This is a genomic window from Kitasatospora sp. NPDC002522, assembly GCF_053595195.1.
Map to the genome: position 1 here is coordinate 236,022 of NZ_JBSFXE010000002.1, position 22,064 is coordinate 258,085.

Genomic DNA, 22,064 nt, shown 5'->3' on the forward strand with positions numbered 1-22,064 from the left:
GCCCGCCCACCCGGGGGGGGACCGGCCGTGGGGACGGGGAGGGACGACGGTCCGGGAACGCACCGCCCGGACGTTGTCAGTGCCTCCGTTCACGATGGATGCATGCGCGGGCCGCCCGGTCCGGCACGAGGTCCGGAGAGAACGGGGGAGACCCATGACCATCAGTCGTCCTGAGCCTGTCGCCCGACCCGCCGTCGATCAACCCACGCTGCCCGCCGCCCGGGGAGCCGACGTCCACCCGGTACTGCGGCGGGTCACCGCCCCACCGGCCGCGCTCGAACTGCTGCGCCACGCCCACCGCACCCTGGTGCACGCCCGCGGCCGGCAGGACCCGCTGGAGCGCTACGCCACCGCCCACCTCGCGGCCCTGCGCACCACCGCCGCCGTGCTCGCCGTCCGCGGCCGCCCCGAGCGCAACCCGCGGCGCCGCCAGGCGATCCGCTCGGCCTGGGAGCTGCTCCCCGAAGTCGCCCCCGAACTCGCCGAGTGGGCCGCCTACTTCGCGGCTGGCGCCCGCACCCGCGCGGCCGCCGAAGCGGGCATCACCGGCGCCGCCACCGCCCGCGACGCGGACGACCTGATCCGCAACACCGCGCTCTACCTCCGGATCGTCGAACGGATGCTCGCCCTGCACCCCTGAACCGGCGCTGCGCCGCTCCGGAGGGGCCACGGGCGACGGATATGGTGGTGGGGTTTCCAGGCCCTGGAAGTCTCCTGCCAAGAGGGGTGCCGCCTTGTATCCGACTCGTCCCCGCAGTGCGTTGCGTACCGCCGTGGTGTGGGAGGTGGTGCGGGCGGCCCTGGAGCGGCGCTCCGCCGAGCTCGGACGGCCGGTGCTGGAGGTCGTCGACACCGGCGGCGGCACCGGCAACTTCGCCGTGCCCGTGGCCCGGCTCGGCCACCGCGTCACCGTGGTCGACCCCAGCCCCGACGCCCTGTTCGCCCTGGAGCGGCGGGCCGCCGAGGCCGGGGTCACCGACCTGGTCCGCGCCGTCCAGGGCGACACCCAGACCCTCCCCGAGCTGGTCCCGGCCGGCTCGGTCGACGCCGTGCTCTGCCACGGCGTGCTGGAGGTCGTCGACGACCCGGCCGACGCCCTCCGCAACCTGGTCGCGGCCCTCGCCAAGGGCGGCCTGGTCAGCCTGCTCGCCGCCAACCGCAACGGCGCCGTCCTGGCCCGCGCGCTGGCCGGCCACTTCGCCGAGGCCCGCACCGTCCTCGACGCCCCCGACGGCCGCTGGGGCGCCGGCGACCCGATGCCGCGCCGCTTCACCGGCGAGGAACTCGACGCCCTGGCCAGCGCGGCCGGCCTCCGGGTCTCCTCCGTGCACGGCGTACGGGTCTTCGCCGACCTGGTGCCCGGCGTCCTGGTCGACACCGAGCCCGGCGCGCTGGACGCCCTGCTGAAGCTCGAACTCGCCGCCGCCGAGCAGCCCGCCTTCCACGCCGTGGCCACGCAGCTCCACCTGCTTGCCGAGGCCGTGTGAACCTTCGGTGAGGGCACTATGGCGACGGTCCGCTCGTTGACACGGCGGGCCGTCCGCCGTGGTGGCCCGAGCCACGCCTGATTGACCACGCCGAACTCCGTCCGTGGACCGTATGATCTGGGTAAAGCCGGTAAGCATGACGGCTGGACCCATGGGGCATATGGACCACACAGGGCCGAGCCAGGGGTGGCGGACCGGTCGCCCCGCGACCGACGAGTAGGAGGACTCCGTGCCGCTCTCGGAGCACGAGCAGCGACTGCTCGAGCAGATGGAGCGAGCGCTGTACGCCGAAGATCCCAAGTTCGCGTCAGCGCTTGAGGGAACCGGCCTGCGCACCTACACCCGTCGGCGGGTCTACCTGGCCGTGGCGGGATTCGTGGCGGGCATCGCGCTTCTCATGGGCGGCATGGTCGCCCAGCTCATCTGGGTAAGCGTGGTCGGGTTCCTGGTGATGCTGGGTTGCGCGGTCCTCGCGGTCACCGCGTGGCGACGTGGCCCGGCTGGTCACGGCGGTTCTCGGCAGGCGTCGGCGCCTCGCCGGAAGGCCAATGTGATGGACCGGATGGAGCAGCGGTGGCAGCGGCGCCGCGATGAGCAGCAGGGGCTTTAGCCGTAACGCCTGGTGATCCGCCCGTGGAGAGTGCTTCTCTCCGCGGGCGGATCTCGTTGTGCGGTCGGCGCTACTCCTTCGGCTTGCGGCGCAGGGGGCGGAGGGCCTTCTCCTTCGTGGCTGCGAGGCGGTCGCGGGTGGTGGCGGCGGTGTCGGCGGTGTGCCACCAGAGGCGGATCGCGGACGGGGGGAGGAGGAGGGCGCGCAGGCGCCGGCGGCGGGTGGCGTGGGTGCGCAGGCCGTCGCTGGCGGTGCGGACGTCGGTGGTGAGGTCCGGCGGGGCGACGGTCTCGCGGGCGTACATGACGCGTTCGGTGGCGAGCGCGACCCGGCCGGCGGCGGCCGCGGCGTCGGGGGTGAGCCGGGCGTCCTCGGTGAGGCGGCGGGCGGTGTGGCGGGGGGTGCTGGCGTCGTCCGGGGGCAGGCCCAGGTCCCAGGCGGAGTCGAGGAGTTCGGCCCAGGCGGCGAGCACCTGGGCGTCGCTGAGCTGCGGGGCGGCGGGGAGCCGTCGGCGGCGCAGGCGGGTGCGCCAGAGCATCGGGGTGGCGAGCAGGACCAGCACCACCAGCAGACCGGCCAGGACGAGCAGGACCGGCCAGGACTGCCACCAGGCGGTGTCGTCGCGGTGGACGACGGCCGCGGACTCGTCGGCGCAGTCGCCGACCTTGTGCTGCTGCGGGGGGCAGCTGCTGCCGGCGGACGGGCCCGCGGTCGGCTGGTCGGTGGGCGCGGCGGTGGACGGCTGGGCGGAGGCGGTGGGCGCGGCGGTGGCCTGCTGGACGGTGTACAGCGGGACGCTGCCGCGGTTGGGGGTGGGTTCGAAGCGCATCCAGCCCAGGCCGGAGAAGTACAGCTCGGGCCAGGCGTGGTAGTTGGAGCTGCGCACGACCCGGTTGCCGGAGTCGCCGGTGCCGGGGGTGAAACCGATGGCGACCCGGGAGGGGATGTTCAGCGAGCGGGCCATCGCGGCCATGGTGGCGGCGAAGTGGACGCAGAAGCCCTCCTTGTCCTGGAGGAACTTGGCGATGGCGTCCGGGCCGGTGCGCGGTTCGATCTTGGTGTTGTAGGTGAACTGGCCGTTGGTGAAGTACTGCTGGAGCGCCACGGCCTGGTCGTACGGGTTGGTCTTGCCCTTGGTGACGTCGCGGGCGGTGTCGGCGACCACCTGGGGGAGGTTGGGCGGCAGGCCGAGGTAGCGGCTGGTGATCTCCAGCGGGGCCTGGCCGGCGCCGCGCAGCTGCTGGGCGGTGGGGGTGAGGGTGAGCGAGCCGACCGAGTAGGAGAGGCCGTTGGTCTTCTGGCCGGCGACCGCGCTGAGGGTGCGGCCGGTGCGGTCGAAGCGCCAGTTGGCGGTGGAGGGCAGCTCGACCCAGCTGGCGGGGTACGGCATCGGCAGCCAGGTGGTGCCGAGGCGGTCGGAGACCGCGACGGTGGTGCGGACCGAGCCGGTGGTGACGGTGGGGAGCAGGCCCTCGGGGCGGGGCAGCGTGGTGGGCAGCTGTTCCAGGGACTGGCCGCCGACCTTCCACTCCTCGCCGTCGAACTCGCTGAGCGCGGCGACCCGCAGGTAGAGCTGGTCGACGTCGGGGGCGTCGGTGGAGAAGCGGAGCAGTTCGGCGTCGTCGTTGCTGCGCAGGTTGGCGGTGAGCGCGACGACCAGGTTGAGGGAGCGTTCGTCGCCGCGGCCGGAGCCGGTTCCGGTGCCGGTGCCCGAACCGCTGCCGAGGTCGCCGAAGAGGCCGCCGCCGGCGGCGGGGACGAAGGCGGGCAGCAGGATGGCGGCGGTCAGCGCGATCAGGCCGACCCGGCGGCCGCCGTTGGAGACCGCGACGGCGGAGCGGCCGGAGCCGTGGAAGACCCGGCCCCAGCGGGAGAGCCGGTCCTGGCCCTCGGTGTAGAGCAGCAGCAGGAAGCCCGCGGCGGCGGCCAGGAACCACAGCCAGGTGCCGCCGATGTTCCCGGCCAGGCCGGTGCCGACCGAGTACAGGGCGAGCAGCGGCAGGCCCGCGGCGGCGGCCCGGCGGTAGGTGACGGCGAGCGCGTCGACCAGGACGGCGACCAGGGCGACCGCGCCGACCACCAGCAGCCGCAGGCCGTCGGTGGTGGGGGCCGGGATGGCGTACTCCTGGAGGTCGCTGCCGGCCGAGGAGAGCCGGGCGGCCAGCGCGTCCAGGGCGCCCGGGCCGGGCAGCAGGCCGAGCGTCATCGTGGACTGCACGGTGGTCAGCATCAGCGCGTAGAGGACGACCAGCAGCTGCAGCGGCACCACCAGGGCGCGCGGCACCGGCAGGGCGCGCAGGCCGGAGCCGGCGGCCGCGGCGACGATGATCATCAGCACGCCGTGCGGGGCCAGGCCGAAGGAGTCGTGGAACAGCGGGGACAGGCACAGCGCCGCCAGGGCGGTGGCCAGCGCCGCGCAGAGCGTCAACTTGGCCCGGGTGGTCACGCGCCGACCTCGTCTCGGTAGGGAAGGGAGTTCTGGGTGCGGTCCGCGGCGCGCCACAGCGCGGGCAGCGAGTCGCCGGCCCGGACCGGCAGGACGGTCCAGCCGGCCGTGCGCAGCCGGTCGATCCGGCTGTCGGACGGCTCGTCGGAGGCGTCCGGGAAGAGGTGGCGCAGGCCCGCCCAGGTGCCGGTGTCCAGCAGCAGGACGATGGCGCCGCCGGTGCGGCGGCGCAGCCGGGCCAGGCGTTCGGTCTGCTCCTCGTCGAGGTCGCCGACCACGGCGACCAGCAGGCCCTCGCCGCCGAGCCGCATCACCTCCTCGGCGCGGGCCAGCGTGCCGCCGTCGGAGTGCTCGACCACGGCGAGGGCGTCCAGCAGTACGCCGACGGACTCCGCGGCGGTGCCGATGCCGGTGCTGCCGTGCTCGGGGACGGACCGGCCGGTGTCGGTGAGCAGCCGGGTCCGGTAGCCGCGCTGCACCAGGTGGACGGCGACCGAGGCGGCGCAGGAGACCGCCCACTCGAAGGAGGAGGCCGGACCGGAGCCGCGGTGCGCGGTCTCCCGGGTGTCCAGCAGCACGGTGGCGCGGGCCCGGAGCGGCTGTTCCTCCCGACGGACCATCAGTTCGCCGTAGCGGGCGGTGGACTTCCAGTGCACCCGGCGCAGGTCGTCGCCGTGCCGGTACTCGCGGGGGATCACGTCGTCGTCGCCGGCCAGCGCCAGGGTGTGCTTGTTGGAGTCGCCCTGCCCGGCGGACTGGCCGGGCAGCCGCACCGGCGGCAGGTCCTGGACCTGCGGGACCACGGTGAGGGTGTCGGCGGCGGTGAACGAGCGGGTCAGCTCGCACATCCCGAACGGGTCGGACAGCCGCAGCTGGAGCGGGCCGAGCGGGTAGCGGCCGCGCAGGTCGGAGCGGACCCGGTAGGAGACCTCGCGGAAGCCCCTGGGCTCGACCCGGTCGAGGACGAAGCGCGGGCGCGGCCCGAGCACGTACGGGACCTTGTCCTCCAGCAGCAGCAGGCCGGTGGGCACCCGGGAGACGTTGTCCAGGCGCAGGTGGACCCGGGCCTCCTGGCCGGCCGCGGCGCGCTGCGGGCTGAGCCGGCGGCCGGAGGCGACCCGGTAGCGGGTGCGCACCAGCAGCAGGGAGGCGGCCAGCGGCAGCGCGGCCATCAGCACGCCGACCTGGAACAGCGCGTCCTGGCCGAACAGGTAGGCGCAGAGCGCCGCGGTCAGGCCGGCCGCCAGGAAGGAGCGGCCGCGGGTGGTCAGCCCGCGCAGGGCCGAGCGCAGTCCGGAGGGGCGGTCGTCCCGCGCCATCTCAGCGGCCCTGCGGACGCGGGATCGGCAGTCGGGCCACCAGGTCGAGCACGACCTGCTCGGCGGTGCGGCGGCTCAGCTGGGTCTCCGAGGTGGGCAGCAGACGGTGGGCGAGCACCGGGACGGCGAGGGTCTGGATGTCGTCCGGCAGCACGTAGTCGCGGCCCTCCAGGGCGGCGTGCGCGCGGGCCGCGCGGACCAGGTGCAGGGTGGCCCGGGGGGAGGCGCCGAGCCGCAGCTCGGGGGAGGTGCGGGTGGCGGCGACCAGGTCGACGGCGTAGCGGCGGACCGGGTCGGAGACGTAGACGGTCTTCACCAGGTCGATCAGCTTGAGCAGGTCGGCGGCATGCGCGACCGGCTGCAGGTCGTCCAGCGGGTTGGCGGCCGAGTGCAGGTCGAGCATGGCGAACTCGGCGTCGGCGCTGGGGTAGCCGATCGAGACGCGGGCCATGAAGCGGTCCCGCTGGGCCTCCGGCAGGGCGTAGGTGCCCTCCATCTCGACCGGGTTCTGGGTGGCGATGACCATGAACGGCGAGGGCAGTTCGTGGGTGGTGCCGTCGATGGTGACCTGGCGCTCCTCCATCGACTCCAGCAGCGCGGACTGGGTCTTCGGCGAGGCCCGGTTGATCTCGTCGCCGACCACGATCTGCGCGAAGATCGCGCCGGGCCGGAACTCGAAGTCCCGCTGGTGCTGGTCGAAGACGTTGGTGCCGGTGACGTCGGAGGGCAGCAGGTCCGGGGTGAACTGGATCCGGCGGACCGTGCAGTCGACCGACCGGGCCAGTGCCTTGGCCAGCATGGTCTTGCCGACGCCCGGCACGTCCTCCAGCAGCAGGTGGCCCTCGGCGAGCAGCACCGTCAGCGCGATCCGGACGGCCTCCGGCTTCCCCTCGATCACGCTCTCGACGGACGCCCGGACCCGGTCCGCGACCGCCGTCAGCTCCGCCAGTCCGGTCGCCTCGCGGCGCTCGTAGCGGCCCGGCTGTGCCTGTTCCGAGCCCTGCCCGTTGATGGTCGTCACCCGTTCGCTCCCACGTGCTCTTCCGCCGGGCGGCTGGTTCGAGCCCGGCCCACCCCGAATACCTGGCGCATTCTTCCCTGTCGGACGGCCGGAAGTCACCCGGCCGGGCGACACGCGTAGGGTGTCCCGGTTTGTGGGGCCGGCCGTTCGCCTCAGTCGATCTCGCGCAGTAGTCCGGTGTGGACGTCGAAGACGAAGCCCCGTACGTCGTCGGTGTGCGGCAGGAACGGCGAGGTGCGTACCCGCTGCATGGACTGGCGGACGTCGCCGTCCAGGTCGACGAAGGACTCCACCGCCCACTGCGGGCGCTGGCCGACCTCCAGCTCCAGCTCGCGGCGGAAGTCCTCGGTGAGGCCGAGCAGGCCGCAGCCGGTGTGGTGGATCAGCACCACCGAGCGGGTGCCGAGGGCGCGCTGACTGATGGTCAGCGAGCGGATCGTGTCGTCGGTGACCACGCCGCCGGCGTTGCGGATGATGTGGGCGTCGCCGAGCTCCAGGCCGAGCGCGGCGAACAGGTCGAGCCGGGCGTCCATGCAGGCGACCACGGCGACGTGCTGGACGGGCCGGGCGTCCATGCCGCGGTCCTGGAAGGTCTCGGCGTAGGTCCGGTTGGCGACGACGAACCGGTCGGTGACGGTCGCGGCGGCCGGCTGCTGGTCCTCGGTCGAAGGCATGGCGTCGACGGTATCGGGCGGCGCCGCCGCGGGGGACGGGTCCGCGCGCGGCTGTGACGCACCCCACCGCCGGACCGGGCCCGCCGCATCGGTCCGCTTCGCCCCGGTTCGTCCGGCGCGCCCGGTCCGCTGCGCCCCGCCCGGGCCGGCACCGCGATCATGGGCCCGACCTGCGGGAACCGATACCTCCGCCCGGGTGGTGCCCCCTCGCGGAACGTTGACTGGCGGGGCGTGGGCGATAGGCTGGCGGCGCAGTGGAGCACGGCGGACGGCACCGCTCACGCGGGCGGGCGCCGGGCTCCGCGGCGGGCCGGTCCGGCCCGTACGCACCTCGCGGCCTCCACCCGCTCCGTGACCACCTGGCGCACCTTCCCCGGTGCCGGGCGGTCGCTCCTTCCCCAGGCGAGCGGGCGGGGACCACGGGCGGCGTGCGGCCGGACCGCCCGGGTGCGGGAGAATGGCCCGGCCACACCGCACCGCTAGAAGGGCCCCACCCCCGTATGAGTACCGACAGCCCGGCCCCCCGGCACGTCCCGGTGATGCTGGAGCGCTGCCTGGACGCGCTGGCTCCGGCGATCTCCGCCCCCGGCGCGGTGGTGGTGGACGCCACCCTCGGCCTCGGCGGCCACAGCGAGGCGCTGCTGACCCGCTTCCCCGAGGTCCGGCTGATCGCCGTGGACCGCGACCCGCAGGCGCTGAAGCTCTCCGCCGAGCGGCTCGCCCGGTTCGGCGACCGGGCCACCCTGGTGCACGCCGTCTACGACGAGATCCCGCGGGTGCTCGACGAGTTGGGAATCCCCGAGGTGCACGGCGTGCTGTTCGACCTCGGCGTCTCCTCGATGCAGTTGGACGAGGCCGACCGCGGCTTCGCCTACGCCCAGGACGCGCCGCTGGACATGCGGATGGACCAGACCCGCGGGATCTCCGCCGCCGAGGTGCTCAACACCTACAGCCACGGCGAGCTGGCCCGGATCCTGAAGTTCTACGGCGAGGAGCGGTTCGCCGGGAAGATCGCCTCGGCGATCCTCCGGGAACGCGAGCGGGAACCGTTCACCACCAGCGCGCGTCTGGTCGAGTTGGTGCGCAACGCCATCCCGGCGGCGACCCGGCGCACCGGCGGCAACCCTGCCAAGCGGACCTTCCAGGCGCTGCGGATCGAGGTCAACGGCGAGCTGGAGGTGCTGGACCGGGCCATTCCCGGCGCGCTGGGCACCCTCGCGATGGGCGGCCGGATCGTCGTGATGTCCTATCAGTCGCTGGAGGACCGGCTGGTCAAGCAGTACCTCCAGGCCGGCGCCACCTCGACCGCCCCGCCGGGCCTGCCGGTGATCCCCGAGGAGCACCAGCCCTGGCTGAAGCTGCTCACCCGCGGTGCCGAACTGGCCACCGAGGAGGAGATCGAGGAGAACCGGCGCGCCGCGCCCGTACGGCTGCGCGTGGCGGAGAGGATCAGGGAGACCCGGAGGTAGCCAGCCGCCGGGGGAGACGCGGAGTGAAGGGGAGTGGAGCGGTGCCGGTGGCCGGCGAGCGGACCCGGGGGAGCCTCCCCGGGCAGGGGGGCAGGGCACGGATCACCGTCCGTCCCGGGGCGCGCTCGATGCGGGGTCGCACCCCGTTCGCGGTGCTGGTGGTGGCGCTGCTCTCGGGCGGGCTGGTCGGCCTGCTGATGCTCAACACCGCGCTCAACGAAGGCTCGTTCACCCTCGCCAGGCTGAAGAAGCAGACCACCGAGGCCACCGACCAGCAGCAGACCCTGCAGCAGCAGATCTACCAGCAGTCCGCGCCCGACGCGCTGGAGCGCAAGGCCCGTGAACTCGGCATGGTCCCCGGCGGCGACCCGGCCTTCCTCGCCCCCGACGGCAAGGTCGACGGCAAGGCCAAGGCCGCCGAGGACAGCCCGCCGGTGCCGCGCTCCGGCAACGAGCCCTGGCAGCGGCCCGGCGCCTCGCCCGCGCCGGGCGCCACACCCGCCGACCCGGGCGTCGAACTCGCCCCGGCGCCGCCCGCCGTCGCGTCCGGCAGCCCGTTCGGTTCGCCGTCGGGCAGCCCGTCGCCCGGGGCGGCGCGATGACCCGCCCGCCCGCCGACGCCCCCCGTCCCCGCCGCTCCCCGTCCGGTCGCCCGGACGCGCGCCGCCGGGTCGGCGAGCCGCGCCGCTCCGCCGACGGCCCGCCGCGCCCGGCCCGGCCGCGCCCCTCCGGCCGGCCCCGGCCGGACGCCCGCCCGGGCCGGCGGCCCGCACCCGCCCGCCGACCGGCGAGCGGCCCGAAGACCATCCGGCTGGCCGACTCCCGGCGCCGGCTGCGGCTGGTGACGGTCTGTCTGCTGCTGGTCTTCGCGATCTTCGCCGGGCGGCTGGTGCAGCTGCAGCTGCTGGACTCCGACGCGCTGGCCGCCGCCGCGGGCGCCAACAAGTACGTCCGGGTCACGCTGCCCGCCGAGCGCGGCTCGATCACCGCCGCCGACGGCACGGTGCTCGCCGCCAGCGTCGACGCGTACGACATCACCGCCGACCCGACCATGTTCACCCCCGAGGCCAGCCACCTGCCGGACGCGCCCGAGCAGGCCGCCGCGCTGCTCGCGCCGATCCTGAACCAGCCGAAGGAGAAGCTGGCCGCCGCGCTGCACCTCAACCCCAAGAACCCGAAGAGCCAGTACGCGCTGCTGACGGCCCGGCAGAGCCCGGCGGCCAAGAACCAGATCAGCGACCTGAAGGCGACGCTGCTCAAGCAGTCCGACACCGCGACCTGCCGCGGCCAGCGGCTGCTGCTCGGCAAGCCCGCCGACAAGGGCGGCCGGCAGTTCCTGGACCCGTCCTGCGCCACCCCGCTGGCCGGGGTGTTCTGGGACCAGTCCACCCGGCGCAGCTACCCGGCCGAGGGGCTGGCCGCCAACCTGGTCGGCTTCGTCAACGCCGACGGCGTGGGCACCGGCGGTCTGGAACTGCAGTACCAGCAGCAGCTGTCCGGGCAGGAGGGCCACTCCACCTACGCCTCGGCGGGCGGCCGCCGGGTGCCCACCGCGGGCGGCAGCCGGCAGGACCCGGTGCCCGGCTCCGACCTGCGCCTGACCGTCAACCCGGACATCCAGTGGGCGGCCCAGCGGGCGATCACCGACCAGGTGGCCAACGCCGGCGCGGAGAAGGGCTACGTGATCGTCCAGGACGTGAGGACCGGTCAGGTGCTGGCGATGGCCACCTCGCCCGGCTTCAACCCCAACGACCTCTCCTCGGCCCGCGCCGACCAGCTCGGCAACGCGGCCGTCCAGGACGCCTACGAGCCGGGCTCCACCGCCAAGTTGATGACCATGGCCGCGGTGCTGGACACCGGCGCGGCGAGCGCGGACACCCACGTCACGGTGCCGAACACGCTGCAGCGCGCCGACCGGGTCTTCCACGACGACGTCGACCACGAGACCTGGTACCTGACGCTGACCGGCGTGCTCGCCAAGTCCTCCAACATCGGCACCATCGAGGCCGCCGAGCACCTCGGGCCGAACCAGCCGGCGGCCAACAAGGTGCTCGCCGGGTACCTGGACCGCTTCGGCATCGGCAAGCCCACCGGCCTCGGCTTCCCCGGCGAGACCCGCGGCATCCTGGCCAAGCCGGAGGACTGGAGCGGCTCGCAGCAGTACACCATCCCGTTCGGCCAGGGCCTGTCGGTGAACGCGCTGCAGGCCACGTCCGTGTTCTCCACCATCGCCAACGGCGGGGTGCGGGTGGCCCCGAGCCTGCTGGCCGGGACCACCGGGCCGGACGGCCGGTTCAGCCCCGCCCCGGCGGGCGCGCAGACCAGGGTGGTGACGCAGCAGACCGCCAGGACGCTGACCGAGATGCTGGAGTCCGTCGTCACCGACGAGCAGGGCACCGGCAACAAGGCGCAGATCCCGGGCTACCGGGTGGCCGGCAAGACCGGCACCGCCAACCGGGTGGACCCGAAGACCGGCAAGTACTCCGGGTACACCGCCTCCTTCATCGGCTTCGCGCCCGCCGACCAGCCCCGGGTGACCGTCTCGTGCGTCATCCAGGACCCGGTCAACGGGCACTTCGGCGGGCAGCTGTGCGGGCCCGTCTTCAAGCAGGTGATGGAGTTCGCCCTGAAGACCCTCCAGGTCCCGCCGAGCGGAAGCGAGGCGCCGAACCTGCCCGTCGAGTGGAAGCCCTGAGATGAGCGAGACCCCCCGGCGCCCCGAGCGCACTATGAGCAGCGTCACGGCCGACCAGACCCGGTTTGGCTCCGGGGGGCGTCCGGCCGATAGCCTTCCGGCCGTGCCGAAACCCGATCAAACCTCCGCGAGTCCGCCCCGCCCCAGCCGTGCCACGGCGCTGCCCCTCGCCGAGGCGGCCCGGCTGCTCGGACTGGCCCCGCTCGACGGCCCCGACGTCACCGGTGTCACCCACGACTCCCGGGCGGTGCGGCCCGGCGACGTGTACGTGGCCTTCCCCGGCGCCAACCACCACGGCGCGGCGTTCGCCGCGCAGGCGGCGGCGGCCGGCGCGGTCGCGGTGCTCACCGACCGGGCCGGCGCCGAGCTGGCCGCCGACGCGGGGGTGCCGCTGCTGGTGGTGGCGAGCCCGCGCGAGGTGATGGGCGAACTGGCCGCCGCGGTCTACGGGTCGCCCAGCGAGAGCCTGCTGATGATCGGTCTGACCGGCACCAACGGCAAGACCACCACCTCCTACCTGGTGGAGGGCGGCCTGCGCGGGGCCGGCCGGCTGCCCGGCGTGATCGGCACCGTGGAGATGCGGGTCGGCGACGAGCGGATCAAGTCCGAGCGCACCACCCCCGAGGCGACCGACCTGCACGCGGTGCTCGGCGTCATGCGGGAGGCCGGCGCGGACTCGGTGGTGATGGAGGTGTCCAGCCACGCGCTGGTGTACGGCCGCACCGACGGGGTGGTCTACGACGTCGCGCTGTTCAACAACCTGACGCCGGAACACCTCGACTTCCACCCCGACATGGAGGACTACTACCGGGCCAAGGCCCGGCTCTTCCAGGAGGGCAAGGCCCGCCGCGGCGTCGCCAACCGCGACGACTCCTACGGCCGGCGGCTCGCCGCCGAGGCGCCGATCCCGATGACCACCTTCTCCGCCGCCGGAGACCCCGCCGCCGACTGGCGCGCGGTGGACGTGCAGCTCGGCCCGGCCGGCTCCACCTTCCGGGTGGTCGGCCCGAACGGCGAGCAGGCCGACGCCTCGGTGCCGCTGCCCGGCCCGTTCAACGTCGCCAACGCGCTCGGCGCGATCACCGCACTGGTCACCGCCGGCATCGACCTGGACGCGGCGGTCGCCGGGCTGGCCCGCGTCCCGGGCGTGCCGGGCCGGCTGGAGAAGGTCGACGCCGGGCAGGCGTACGTCGCGGTGGTCGACTACGCGCACAAGCCGGACGCGCTCAGCGCGGTGCTCGCCTCGCTGCGCGAGGTCACCAAGGGCAAGGTGCACGTGGTGGTCGGCTGCGGCGGCGACCGCGACCCGTACAAGCGCGGGCCGATGGGCGCGATCGCCGCCCGGCTCGCCGACACCGCGGTCCTGACCAGCGACAACCCGCGCTCGGAGGACCCGCTGGCGATCCTCGCCACCATGCTGTCCGGCGCCGCCGAGGTGCCGGAGGCCGAGCGCGGCGAGGTGCTCGCCGTCCCGGACCGGGCCGAGGCGATCGCCCTGGCGGTGGCCCGGGCGCACGCCGGCGACACCGTCCTGGTGGCCGGCAAGGGCCACGAGCTCGGCCAGTACGTGAAGGGCGAGGTCCGCCCGTTCGACGACCGCGAGGTGCTGCGGGTCGCCATCGAGCAGCTCATGACGGAGGCAGACCGATGATCGCTCTGACCCTGGCCGAGGCGGCCCAGGCCGTCGGCGGCACCCTGGACGGCGCCGACCCGGCGGCGCTGATCACCGGTCCGGTGGTCACCGACAACCGGCGGATCGAGCCCGGCGGGCTGTTCGTCTGCGTCCTCGGCGAGCGCGTCGACGGCCACGACTTCGCGGGCCGGGCGGTCGCCGACGGCGCCGTCGCGGTGCTCGCCACCCGCCCGGTCGGCGTGCCCGCGATCCTGGTCGACGACGTGGTGGTGGCCCTCGGCCGGCTCGCCCGCGCCGTGGTGGCCCGCGCCACCGACGTCCGGATCGTGGCGCTCACCGGCTCGGCCGGCAAGACCTCCACCAAGGACCTGATCGGCCAGCTGCTCACCATGCACGGCGAGACGGTCTTCCCGGCCGGCTCGCACAACAACGAGATCGGCCACCCGCTGACGGCCCTTCGGATCGCCCCGACCACCCGTCACCTGGTGATGGAGATGGGCGCCCGGCACAAGGGCGACATCGAGTACCTCACCGGCATCACCCCGCCCACCGTCGGCGTGGTCCTCAACATCGGCACCGCGCACCTCGGCGAGTTCGGCTCCAAGGAGGGCATCGCCGAGGCCAAGGGCGAGATGGTGGAGGCGCTTTCGGCCGACGGCGTGGCCGTGCTGAACGCCGACGACCCGCTGGTGCGCGCCATGAGCAGCCGCACCCGGGCCCGCGTGGTGCTGTTCGGCGAGTCCCCGGACGCACACGTCCGCGCCACGGATGTTCGCCTGGACGCCACCGGACGGCCACAGTTCACGCTCAGCACCCCGGCCGGTTCCGCAGCCGTGCAGCTGCGCCTGTACGGTGAGCACCACGTCTCGAACGCCCTCGCCGCCGCCGCGGTGGCGGTGGAGCTCGGGATGCCCGTCGACCGCGTCGCCGAAGCACTCAGCGAGGCGGGTGCGCTGTCCCGCTGGCGCATGGAGGTGGTCGACCGGGCCGATGGCCTGACCGTCGTCAACGACGCCTACAACGCGAACCCGGAGTCCATGCGGGCCGCGCTGCGGGCCCTCGCGACGATGGCCGGCAGGGGCCCGGAGCGCCGCCGCACCTGGGCGGTGCTCGGCGAGATGCGGGAGCTCGGCGAGGACAGCCTCGACGAGCACGACACCATCGGACGGCTCGCCGTCCGGCTCGACATCACCAAGCTGGTGGCGGTCGGCGGACGCGAGGCGGCCCGGATGGAACTGGGCGCGAGGAACGAAGGTTCGTGGGGTGAGGAGTCGGTGCTGGTGTCCGACGCGGACGCGGCGATCGAGCTGCTGCGCAGTCAGGTGCGGCCGGGGGACGTGGTCCTGGTGAAGGCGTCCCGTTCGGTGGGTCTGGAGAAGGTCGCCGAGGCACTGCTCGCGGACGGTGCCGCGAAGTGAAGCAGATCCTCTTCTCCGGCATGATCGGCCTGGTGCTGACCCTGCTCGGCACCCCCGCCCTGATCAAGCTGCTCGCCCGGCACGGCTACGGCCAGTACATCCGCGACGACGGCCCGAAGGCGCACCACAGCAAGAAGGGCACGCCCACCATGGGCGGCATCGCCTTCATCCTGGCCTCACTGATCGCCTACTTCGCCACCAAGGCGATAACGGGCGAGTCGCCCACCGCCTCCGGCCTGCTGGTGCTGTTCCTGACCGCGGGTATGGGCCTGGTCGGCTTCCTGGACGACTACATCAAGGTGGTCAAGCGCCGCTCGCTCGGCCTGCGGGCCAAGGCGAAGCTGCTCGGCCAGTCCTTCGTCGCCCTCGCCTTCGCCGTCCTGGCCCTGCAGTTCAGCGACAGCCGCGGCCTGACCCCGGCCTCCACCCACCTGTCCTTCGTGCAGGACTTCCGGTGGTCGGTCGGCCCCGTGCTGTTCGTCATCTTCGCCTACTTCATGATCGCCGCGATGTCGAACGGCGTGAACCTGACGGACGGTCTGGACGGCCTGGCCACCGGCGCCTCCGTGATGGTCTTCGGCGCGTACACCTTCATCGGCCTGTGGGAGCACAGCCAGAACTGCGCCTACGCGATCAAGGCCACCGCCAGCTGCTACGACGTCCGCGACCCGCTGGACCTCGCGGTGGTCGCCGCCGCCCTGATGGGCTCCTGCTTCGGCTTCCTGTGGTGGAACACCTCACCCGCCAAGATCTTCATGGGCGACACCGGCTCGCTCGCCCTCGGCGGCGCCCTGGCCGGCCTCGCCATCGTCTCCCGCACCGAGCTGCTGCTCGCCATCCTCGGCGGCCTGTTCGTGATCATCACCCTTTCGGTGATCATCCAGGTCGGCTCGTTCCGGATGACCGGCAAGCGCGTTTTCAAGATGGCGCCACTCCAGCACCACTTCGAACTGGTCGGCTGGAGCGAGGTCCTGATCGTGGTCCGGTTCTGGATCATCCAGGGCCTGTGCGTCGCCGTGGGCCTCGGACTCTTCTACGCGGGATGGGTGACCGGATGAACAACCCCGAGTGGGCCGGACTGCCGGTCGTGGTCGCCGGACTCGGCCTCTCCGGGATCAGCGCCGCCCGCGTCCTGCGCCGACTCGGGGCACAGGTCACGGTGGTGGACGGCGGTGACGGCCCCGGACTGCGGGCCAAGGCCGCCGACCTCGCCGAACTCGGCATCACCGTCCGGCTCGGCGACGGCGAGACGCTGCCCGAGGGCACCCGACTGGTCGTCACCTCGCCCGGCTGGGCCCCCGAGAGCCCGCTGTTCACCGAGGCCACCCTGGCGGACGTGCCGATCTGGGGCGACGTCGAACTCGCCTGGCGGCTGCGCACGCCGCACCCCGCCACCGGCGAGCCGGCGCCCTGGCTCGCCGTCACCGGCACCAACGGCAAGACCACCACCGTCCAGATGCTGGCGTCCATCCTCACCGCCGCCGGCAAGCGCACCGCAGCCGTCGGCAACGTCGGCGTCTCGGTGCTGGACGCCGTCCTCGCCGAGGAACCGTACGACGTCCTCGCCGTCGAACTCTCCAGCTACCAGCTGCACTGGGCGCCCTCGCTGCGGGTGCACTCCGCGGCCGTCCTCAACCTGGCGCCCGACCACCTCGACTGGCACGGCTCGATGGAGGCCTACGCCGCCGACAAGGGCCGGATCTACCAGGGCAACCAGGTCGCCTGCGTGTACAACCTGGCAGACCCGGTCACCGAGGACCTGGTCCGCGAGGCCGACGTCGAAGAGGGCTGCCGCGCCGTCGGCTTCGGCCTGGACGCCCCCGCGGTCTCCAACCTCGGCGTGGTCGACGGCCTGCTGGTCGACCGGGCCTTCATCCCCGACCGCGACCGCAGCGCCGCCGAGATCGGCGCCGTCTCCGACGTCCACCCGCCGGCCCCGCACAACATCGCCAACGCGCTGGCCGCCGCCGCCCTCGCGCGCGCCTACGGCGTCGACGCCAAGGCGGTCCGCGACGGCCTGCGCGCCTTCCGACCGGACGCCCACCGGATCGCACACGTCGCCGAGGTCGACTCGGTCACCTACATCGACGACTCCAAGGCCACCAACACCCACGCCGCCGCCGCCTCGCTGGCCGCCTACCAGCCCGTGGTGTGGATCGCCGGCGGCCTCGCCAAGGGCGCGACCTTCGACGAACTCGTGCTCGGCGCCGCCGCCCGGCTGCGCGCCGCGGTGCTGATCGGGCAGGACCGCGAGCTGATCCGCGAGGCGCTGGCGCGACACGCCCCGGAGGTCCCGGTGTTCGAGCCCGCCCCGGGCCAGACTGGCGCCGAGGCGATGACCGAGATCGTCCGCGCGGCGGCCGCCGCCGCGAAGCCCGGCGACACCGTCCTGCTCGCCCCGGCCTGCGCCTCGATGGACATGTTCACCAACTACGGTGAGCGCGGGGACATGTTCGCCGCCGCGGTCAAGGCGCTGTAGGGAGAGCCCCGTCAGGGGCGCGGGAACTGCGCGGGGCGGAAGGCGCACGTCCGTAAGATCGCGCCGACGGGGGCCAGTTGCACGCGCCCCAGCGGTTTCCCGAAGGAGGAACGTCGTGCCCACCAGCGAGAAGCAGCCGTTGCGGCTGATCTCGGCGACCACGACCACCTTCAAGTCGGCGGGCCCGCTGGCCCGGCTGCGGGCCACCCGGGAGCGGCTCGCGGATCTGAGGGACCGTCCGCTGACGCCCTATTACCTGATCCTCGGGTCCTCGCTGCTGCTGGTGGTGCTCGGCCTGGTGATGGTCTTCTCGGCCTCGCAGAACGCGGTGGTCGAGTTCGGCCTGCCGATCACCTTCTTCTTCCGCAAGCAGCTGATCGCCCTGCTGCTCGGCGCGGTGCTGGCGATCCTGCTGGCCCGCGCCCCGGTGAAGGCGCTGCGGGCGGCCGTCTACCCGCTGCTGTTCGGCGTGGTCGGGGCCCTGGTGCTGGTCACCATCCCGGGCATCGGGGTGCGGATCAACGGCAACCGGAACTGGATCAGCCTGGGCTTCTTCCAGATCCAGCCGTCCGAGTTCGCCAAGCTGGCCCTGCTGCTGTGGGCCGCCGACCTGCTCGCCCGCAAGCAGCGCACCCACATGCTCGACCAGTGGAAGCACCTGCTGATCCCGCTGGTCCCGGGCACCGTGGTGCTGATGATGCTGATCATGATCGGCGGCGACATGGGCACCACCATGGTGCTGATCGCCATGCTGTTCGGCCTGCTGTGGATGGTCGGCGCCCCGCTGCGGCTGTTCGCGGCGACGCTGGGCATCGCGGTGGTCGCCTGCACCGCGCTGATCATCACCGTCCCGCACCGGCTGGGCCGGCTTGCCTGCGTCGGCGTCACCAAGCCCGACCCCAATCTGGACTGCTTCCAGGCGCTGCACGGCCTGTACGCGCTGGCCGCCGGCGGGCCGTTCGGCTCGGGCCTCGGCGCGGGCGTCGAGAAGTGGGGACAACTTCCGGAGGCGCACACCGACTTCATCTTCGCGGCGACCGGCGAGGAGCTCGGTCTGGTGGGGACGCTGTCGGTGCTCGGTCTCTTCGCGGCACTAGGCTACGCGGGTATCCGAGTGGCCCTCGGCACCAAGGACCCGTTCGTGCGGTACGCGGCGGGCGCGGCCACCACGTGGATCATGGCGCAGGCCGTGGTCAACCTGGGGTCGGCGCTGGGACTCCTGCCCATCGCGGGCGTCCCGCTGCCGTTGTTCTCGTACGGCGGGTCGGCGATGCTGTCGGCCATGTGCGCGGTCGGGCTGCTGCTGTGCTTCGCGCGCAGCACGCCGGCCGCCAAGGCGGCGTTGGCCGCCCGGACCTCGAACTCCCGGCTCAGGCCCGTCCTGGCCCGGGTGCTGCCAGGACGTAAAACCACAGTGCGCAAGGCCGCCCGGCCGCCGCGCAGGGAGCGGTGAATCTCGTGCATGTCGTACTCGCCGGCGGCGGTACCGCCGGTCACATCGAGCCGGCCATGGCGCTCGCGGACGCGCTGCGCAGGCACGACCCGTCGGTCGGGATCACCGCCCTCGGCACCGAGCGCGGCCTGGAGACCCGGCTGGTCCCGGAGCGCGGCTACGACCTGGCGCTGATCCCCGCGGTGCCGCTGCCCCGCAAGCCCACCCCCGAACTGATCACCGTCCCGGGCCGACTGCGCGGCACGGTGCGCGCCGCGCAGGACGTGATCGAGCGGACCAAGGCCGACGTGGTGGTCGGCTTCGGCGGCTACGTGGCGATGCCCGCGTACCTGGCGGCCAAGCGGGTCGGGGTGCCGATCGTGGTGCACGAGGCGAACGCCCGCCCCGGCCTGGCGAACAAGATCGGCGCCCGGTACAGCGACTTCGTGGCGGTCTCCACCCCGGACTCCAAGCTGCGCGACTCCCGCTACATCGGCATCCCGCTGCGCCGCACCATCGCCACCCTGGACCGCGGCGCGGTGCGCCCGGAGGCGCGGCACTACTTCGGGCTGGACCAGCGGCTGCCCACCCTGCTGGTCTCCGGCGGCTCGCAGGGCGCCCGCCGCCTGAACGAGACGGTGCAGGCGATCGCGCCGCGGCTGCAGCAGTACGGGGTGCAGATCCTGCACGCGGTCGGCCCGAAGAACGAGCTGCCGGCGATCGACGACATCCCGGGCATGCCGCCGTACCGGGCGCTGCCGTACCTGGACCGGATGGACCTGGCGTACGCGGCGGCCGACATGATGCTGTGCCGGGCCGGCGCGATGACGGTGGCGGAGCTGGCCGCGGTGGGCCTGCCGGCCGCGTTCGTGCCGCTGCCGATCGGCAACGGCGAGCAGCGGCTGAACGCCCAGCCGATGGTCAAGGCGGGCGGCGGCCTGCTGGTGGACGACGCCGAGCTGACCCCGGACTGGGTGCTGAAGAACGTGCTGCCGGTGCTCACCGACCCGGCGCGGCTGTGGGAGATGTCGCGCTCCGCCGCCGAGTTCGGCCGCCGGGACGCGGACGAGCTGCTGGTGCAGATGGTGTACGAGGCGGTCGAGGCAGCCCGCGGCGGCCGCCGCCGTGGCTGAGCCGGACCCGCTCGACGAGGAGGACGAGTTCGGGGAGCCGCGGGCTCCCCGGCTCCGGCTCTCCCGGCGCGGGGTGCTGGTCCTGGTCGCGCTGGGCGCGCTGGTGGTCGGCGCGCTCGGCTGGACGGTGTTCTTCTCCTCCGCGCTGGACGTCCGCCGGGTGGCCGTCCAGGGCCTGGACAGCGGGCAGTTGAGCCAGGACCAGGTCCGCGACGCGCTCGGCGGCACCGCCGCCGGGCCGCTGGCCCGGGTGGACCTCGACGCCGCCCGGGCCGAGGTGGCGAAGGTCCCGCGGGTGGCCCGGGCCGAGGTGTGGCGCGGCTGGCCGCACACCCTGCGGATCAAGGTGGTGGAGCGCCGGCCGGTGGCGGCGATCCGCGGCGACGACGGCCGCTTCACCCAGGTCGACGCACAGGGCGTGGAGTTCGCCAACGAACCACAGCCCCCGCCCGGAGTCCCGGTGGTGGCCCTCCAGTTGGGCCGCCCGGCGACCGACGCGCTGGGCGTGATCGACAAGTCGACACTGATCCGCGCGGCGATCACCGTCGCCGCCGGCCTCCCCGCCGAGGTGGCCAAGCAGGCCGGTTCGCTCACGGTCTACTCCTACGACGACATCCGCCTCCAACTCGCCTCCGGCGCCACGATCCGCTGGGGCAGCGCCGAGCTGACGGACCGGAAGGCGCGGGTGCTGACCGCGCTGCTCGGGCAGAAAGCCGCCAATTACGACGTGAGTGCGCCGGATGCCCCGGCCGTGTCGGGTTGATCCACTTCGGCGTCGGTGGCCCGTACTACGGTGACCACCAGCGATCGGAGAGGGTGTTCCCATGCTGTGCGGCCGCCGGTATCGGCTTGAACTCGATGCGGTGCAAGCCGGGTTGTGCGAGACCTTCGGCGCCATCTGCCGAGCGGTGTGGAACACCGCGCTGGAGCGGCGCCGGGAGTACCGGCGGCGCGGCGGGTGGATGAACTACGTGCCGCAGGCCGCCGAGCCGGCAGATGCCAAGCGAGAGTTCCCGTGGCTGAAGGACGCCCCGTCGCACGTGCTGCAGCAGACCCTCCGGGACCTGGACCGGGCGTGCCGGGAGCGCGGCACGTTCAAGGTCAGGTGGCGTTCCTCGGCCCGCTGGTCGCCGTCCTTCCGATTTCCCGCCGGGAACCTCATCGTGGTCGAACGGCTGGGACGGAAGTGGGGCCGGGCGAAGCTGCCGAAGCTCGGGTGGGTCCGGTTCCGCTGGTCACGCCCGCTCGGTGGCGAGGTTCGCTCGGCGACGGTCAGCCGCCAGGGGGGTCACTGGTACGTCTCCTTCCTGGTCGACGACGGAAGGGTCACGCCCGAGGAGCATGCGATGCCCTTCACGTCGGTCGGGGTGGACCGGGGTGCGAAGGTCGCCGCGACCACCAGCGGCGGCGTCTTCCACGATCGCGCGTACGTCACGCCGGGCGAGGCGACCAGGCTGCGCCGATTGCAGCAGCAGCTCGCGCGCTGCGAGCGCGGCAGCAACCGCCGCCGGGCGGTACGGGCGAAGGTCAACGCCATCACCGGCCGGGTCCACGACCGCCGCGCCGACTTCTGCGCTCGCACCGCTGCCGAACTGGCGACCCGCAACGCCGTCGTGGTCCTCGAGAACCTCCGGATCAGGGACATGACCGCGAGCGCGGCCGGTACGGTCGGAAGTGGTGCTGGTCGATCCCGCGTACACGTCGCAGACCTGCTCGGACTGCGGGCACGTGGACCCGAAGAACCGTGAGAGCCAAGCGGTCTTCGTGTGCACGGCCTGCGGGCACCGGGACCATGCCGATGTGAACGCGGCGAAGAACATCCTCAACGCCGCAGGGCATGCGGTGTCAGGGCGTGGAGACCTCGGCATCGGCCGGTCCGTGAAGCGCCAACCGTCGGCTACGGTTCCACGCGCGGGGCTGACCCCGCGCGGAACGCGCGGCCGGAATCCCCGTCCTTTGGCGCGGGGAGGAAGTCAACCGGTAAGTTCTAAGCCGGGGGGCGGTATTGACGGAGTCGCGGCTCCGGTCCGACCCTTGGTGGTCACCCCGGTTTCACCGGAGGGTCGATGATCACATAGGCTCAAAAGAAAAAGGGAAGCTCGGCGTGTTCGTTGAATCACGCGCTGGTTGCGACCTACTGTCCTGTGTCATGAGGCTGTGCTCGACACCGAAGTGACATCGGCACAGTTATAACCCTCAACCTCAAGTTTAGGGTTCGGGTTGGAGTCGCACGCGCTTCCCACCCATC

19 protein-coding genes are annotated in these 22,064 nt (G+C 73.5%); 15 read left to right on the top strand and 4 right to left on the bottom strand.

Features of this window, described 5'->3' with window-relative positions; all coding sequences use genetic code 11:
* Positions 1-154 precede the first annotated feature (154 nt).
* From ACWD4U_RS02750 to ACWD4U_RS02760, 3 genes are all read left to right on the top strand, one after another.
* Positions 155-640, top strand: a complete 486-nt coding sequence (locus ACWD4U_RS02750; protein ID WP_363449766.1) for an SAV_6107 family HEPN domain-containing protein — start codon at positions 155-157, stop codon at positions 638-640.
* A 94-nt stretch (positions 641-734) separates the two neighbouring features.
* Positions 735-1,487, top strand: coding sequence for a methyltransferase domain-containing protein (locus ACWD4U_RS02755; protein WP_363449768.1), 753 nt, complete (start codon positions 735-737; stop codon positions 1,485-1,487).
* A 229-nt stretch (positions 1,488-1,716) separates the two neighbouring features.
* Complete coding sequence (locus tag ACWD4U_RS02760) at positions 1,717-2,097, top strand: DUF3040 domain-containing protein (protein ID WP_363449770.1); 381 nt, start codon at positions 1,717-1,719, stop codon at positions 2,095-2,097.
* A gap of 70 nt (positions 2,098-2,167) precedes the next feature.
* On the opposite strand, the gene ACWD4U_RS02765 is transcribed toward ACWD4U_RS02760, so the two are convergent.
* From ACWD4U_RS02765 to ACWD4U_RS02780, 4 genes are all read right to left on the bottom strand, one after another.
* On the bottom strand, positions 2,168-4,543 hold the full coding sequence (locus ACWD4U_RS02765; RefSeq protein WP_363449772.1) for a transglutaminase family protein: 2,376 nt from the start codon (positions 4,541-4,543) through the stop codon (positions 2,168-2,170).
* Positions 4,540-5,862: a DUF58 domain-containing protein gene (locus tag ACWD4U_RS02770; protein WP_363449774.1), complete on the bottom strand. Its 1,323-nt coding sequence runs from the start codon at positions 5,860-5,862 to the stop codon at positions 4,540-4,542. The genes ACWD4U_RS02765 and ACWD4U_RS02770 overlap by 4 nt, the downstream gene beginning before the upstream one ends.
* Position 5,863: 1 nt before the next feature.
* Positions 5,864-6,811 (bottom strand): AAA family ATPase, encoded by a 948-nt coding sequence (locus tag ACWD4U_RS02775; RefSeq protein WP_363449838.1) that lies wholly within the window; start codon positions 6,809-6,811, stop codon positions 5,864-5,866.
* 224 nt (positions 6,812-7,035) lie between these two features.
* Positions 7,036-7,557, bottom strand: coding sequence for a beta-class carbonic anhydrase (locus ACWD4U_RS02780; protein WP_363449776.1), 522 nt, complete (start codon positions 7,555-7,557; stop codon positions 7,036-7,038).
* Positions 7,558-8,057: 500 nt separating this feature from the next.
* Between ACWD4U_RS02780 and rsmH the strand changes: the two genes are divergently transcribed.
* From rsmH to ACWD4U_RS02840, 12 genes are all read left to right on the top strand, one after another.
* On the top strand, positions 8,058-9,026 hold the full coding sequence (gene rsmH, locus ACWD4U_RS02785) for a 16S rRNA (cytosine(1402)-N(4))-methyltransferase RsmH (RefSeq protein WP_363449778.1): 969 nt from the start codon (positions 8,058-8,060) through the stop codon (positions 9,024-9,026).
* Between the two features lie 128 nt (positions 9,027-9,154).
* The gene (locus ACWD4U_RS02790) at positions 9,155-9,628 is read left to right on the top strand and encodes a cell division protein FtsL (protein ID WP_363449780.1); all 474 of its coding nucleotides are present in this window, start codon (positions 9,155-9,157) and stop codon (positions 9,626-9,628) included.
* A complete protein-coding gene (locus tag ACWD4U_RS02795) occupies positions 9,625-11,721 on the top strand; it encodes a peptidoglycan D,D-transpeptidase FtsI family protein (protein WP_363449782.1) in 2,097 nt (698 codons plus the stop codon). Before ACWD4U_RS02790 ends, ACWD4U_RS02795 begins: the two co-directional genes overlap by 4 nt.
* A gap of 1 nt (position 11,722) precedes the next feature.
* Positions 11,723-13,372, top strand: coding sequence for a UDP-N-acetylmuramoyl-L-alanyl-D-glutamate--2,6-diaminopimelate ligase (locus tag ACWD4U_RS02800; protein WP_449787079.1), 1,650 nt, complete (start codon positions 11,723-11,725; stop codon positions 13,370-13,372).
* Complete coding sequence (locus ACWD4U_RS02805; protein ID WP_363449786.1) at positions 13,369-14,772, top strand: UDP-N-acetylmuramoyl-tripeptide--D-alanyl-D-alanine ligase; 1,404 nt, start codon at positions 13,369-13,371, stop codon at positions 14,770-14,772. Before ACWD4U_RS02800 ends, ACWD4U_RS02805 begins: the two co-directional genes overlap by 4 nt.
* Positions 14,769-15,830 (top strand): phospho-N-acetylmuramoyl-pentapeptide-transferase, encoded by a 1,062-nt coding sequence (mraY, locus tag ACWD4U_RS02810; RefSeq protein WP_363449788.1) that lies wholly within the window; start codon positions 14,769-14,771, stop codon positions 15,828-15,830. The genes ACWD4U_RS02805 and mraY overlap by 4 nt, the downstream gene beginning before the upstream one ends.
* Positions 15,827-17,251, top strand: a complete 1,425-nt coding sequence (murD, locus tag ACWD4U_RS02815; protein WP_363449790.1) for a UDP-N-acetylmuramoyl-L-alanine--D-glutamate ligase — start codon at positions 15,827-15,829, stop codon at positions 17,249-17,251. The genes mraY and murD overlap by 4 nt, the downstream gene beginning before the upstream one ends.
* Before the next feature lie 115 nt (positions 17,252-17,366).
* On the top strand, positions 17,367-18,704 hold the full coding sequence (gene ftsW / locus ACWD4U_RS02820; protein ID WP_449787080.1) for a putative lipid II flippase FtsW: 1,338 nt from the start codon (positions 17,367-17,369) through the stop codon (positions 18,702-18,704).
* Positions 18,705-18,709: 5 nt separating this feature from the next.
* Positions 18,710-19,816: an undecaprenyldiphospho-muramoylpentapeptide beta-N-acetylglucosaminyltransferase gene (murG, locus tag ACWD4U_RS02825; RefSeq protein ID WP_363449792.1), complete on the top strand. Its 1,107-nt coding sequence runs from the start codon at positions 18,710-18,712 to the stop codon at positions 19,814-19,816.
* Entirely contained in the window at positions 19,809-20,579 is a 771-nt protein-coding gene (locus ACWD4U_RS02830; protein ID WP_363449795.1) for a cell division protein FtsQ/DivIB, read from the top strand. Before murG ends, ACWD4U_RS02830 begins: the two co-directional genes overlap by 8 nt.
* A 100-nt stretch (positions 20,580-20,679) precedes the next feature.
* On the top strand, positions 20,680-21,564 hold the full coding sequence (locus tag ACWD4U_RS02835) for an RNA-guided endonuclease InsQ/TnpB family protein (protein ID WP_363449797.1): 885 nt from the start codon (positions 20,680-20,682) through the stop codon (positions 21,562-21,564).
* On the top strand, positions 21,545-21,886 hold the full coding sequence (locus tag ACWD4U_RS02840; RefSeq protein ID WP_363449799.1) for a zinc ribbon domain-containing protein: 342 nt from the start codon (positions 21,545-21,547) through the stop codon (positions 21,884-21,886). Before ACWD4U_RS02835 ends, ACWD4U_RS02840 begins: the two co-directional genes overlap by 20 nt.
* Positions 21,887-22,064: the final 178 nt, after the last annotated feature.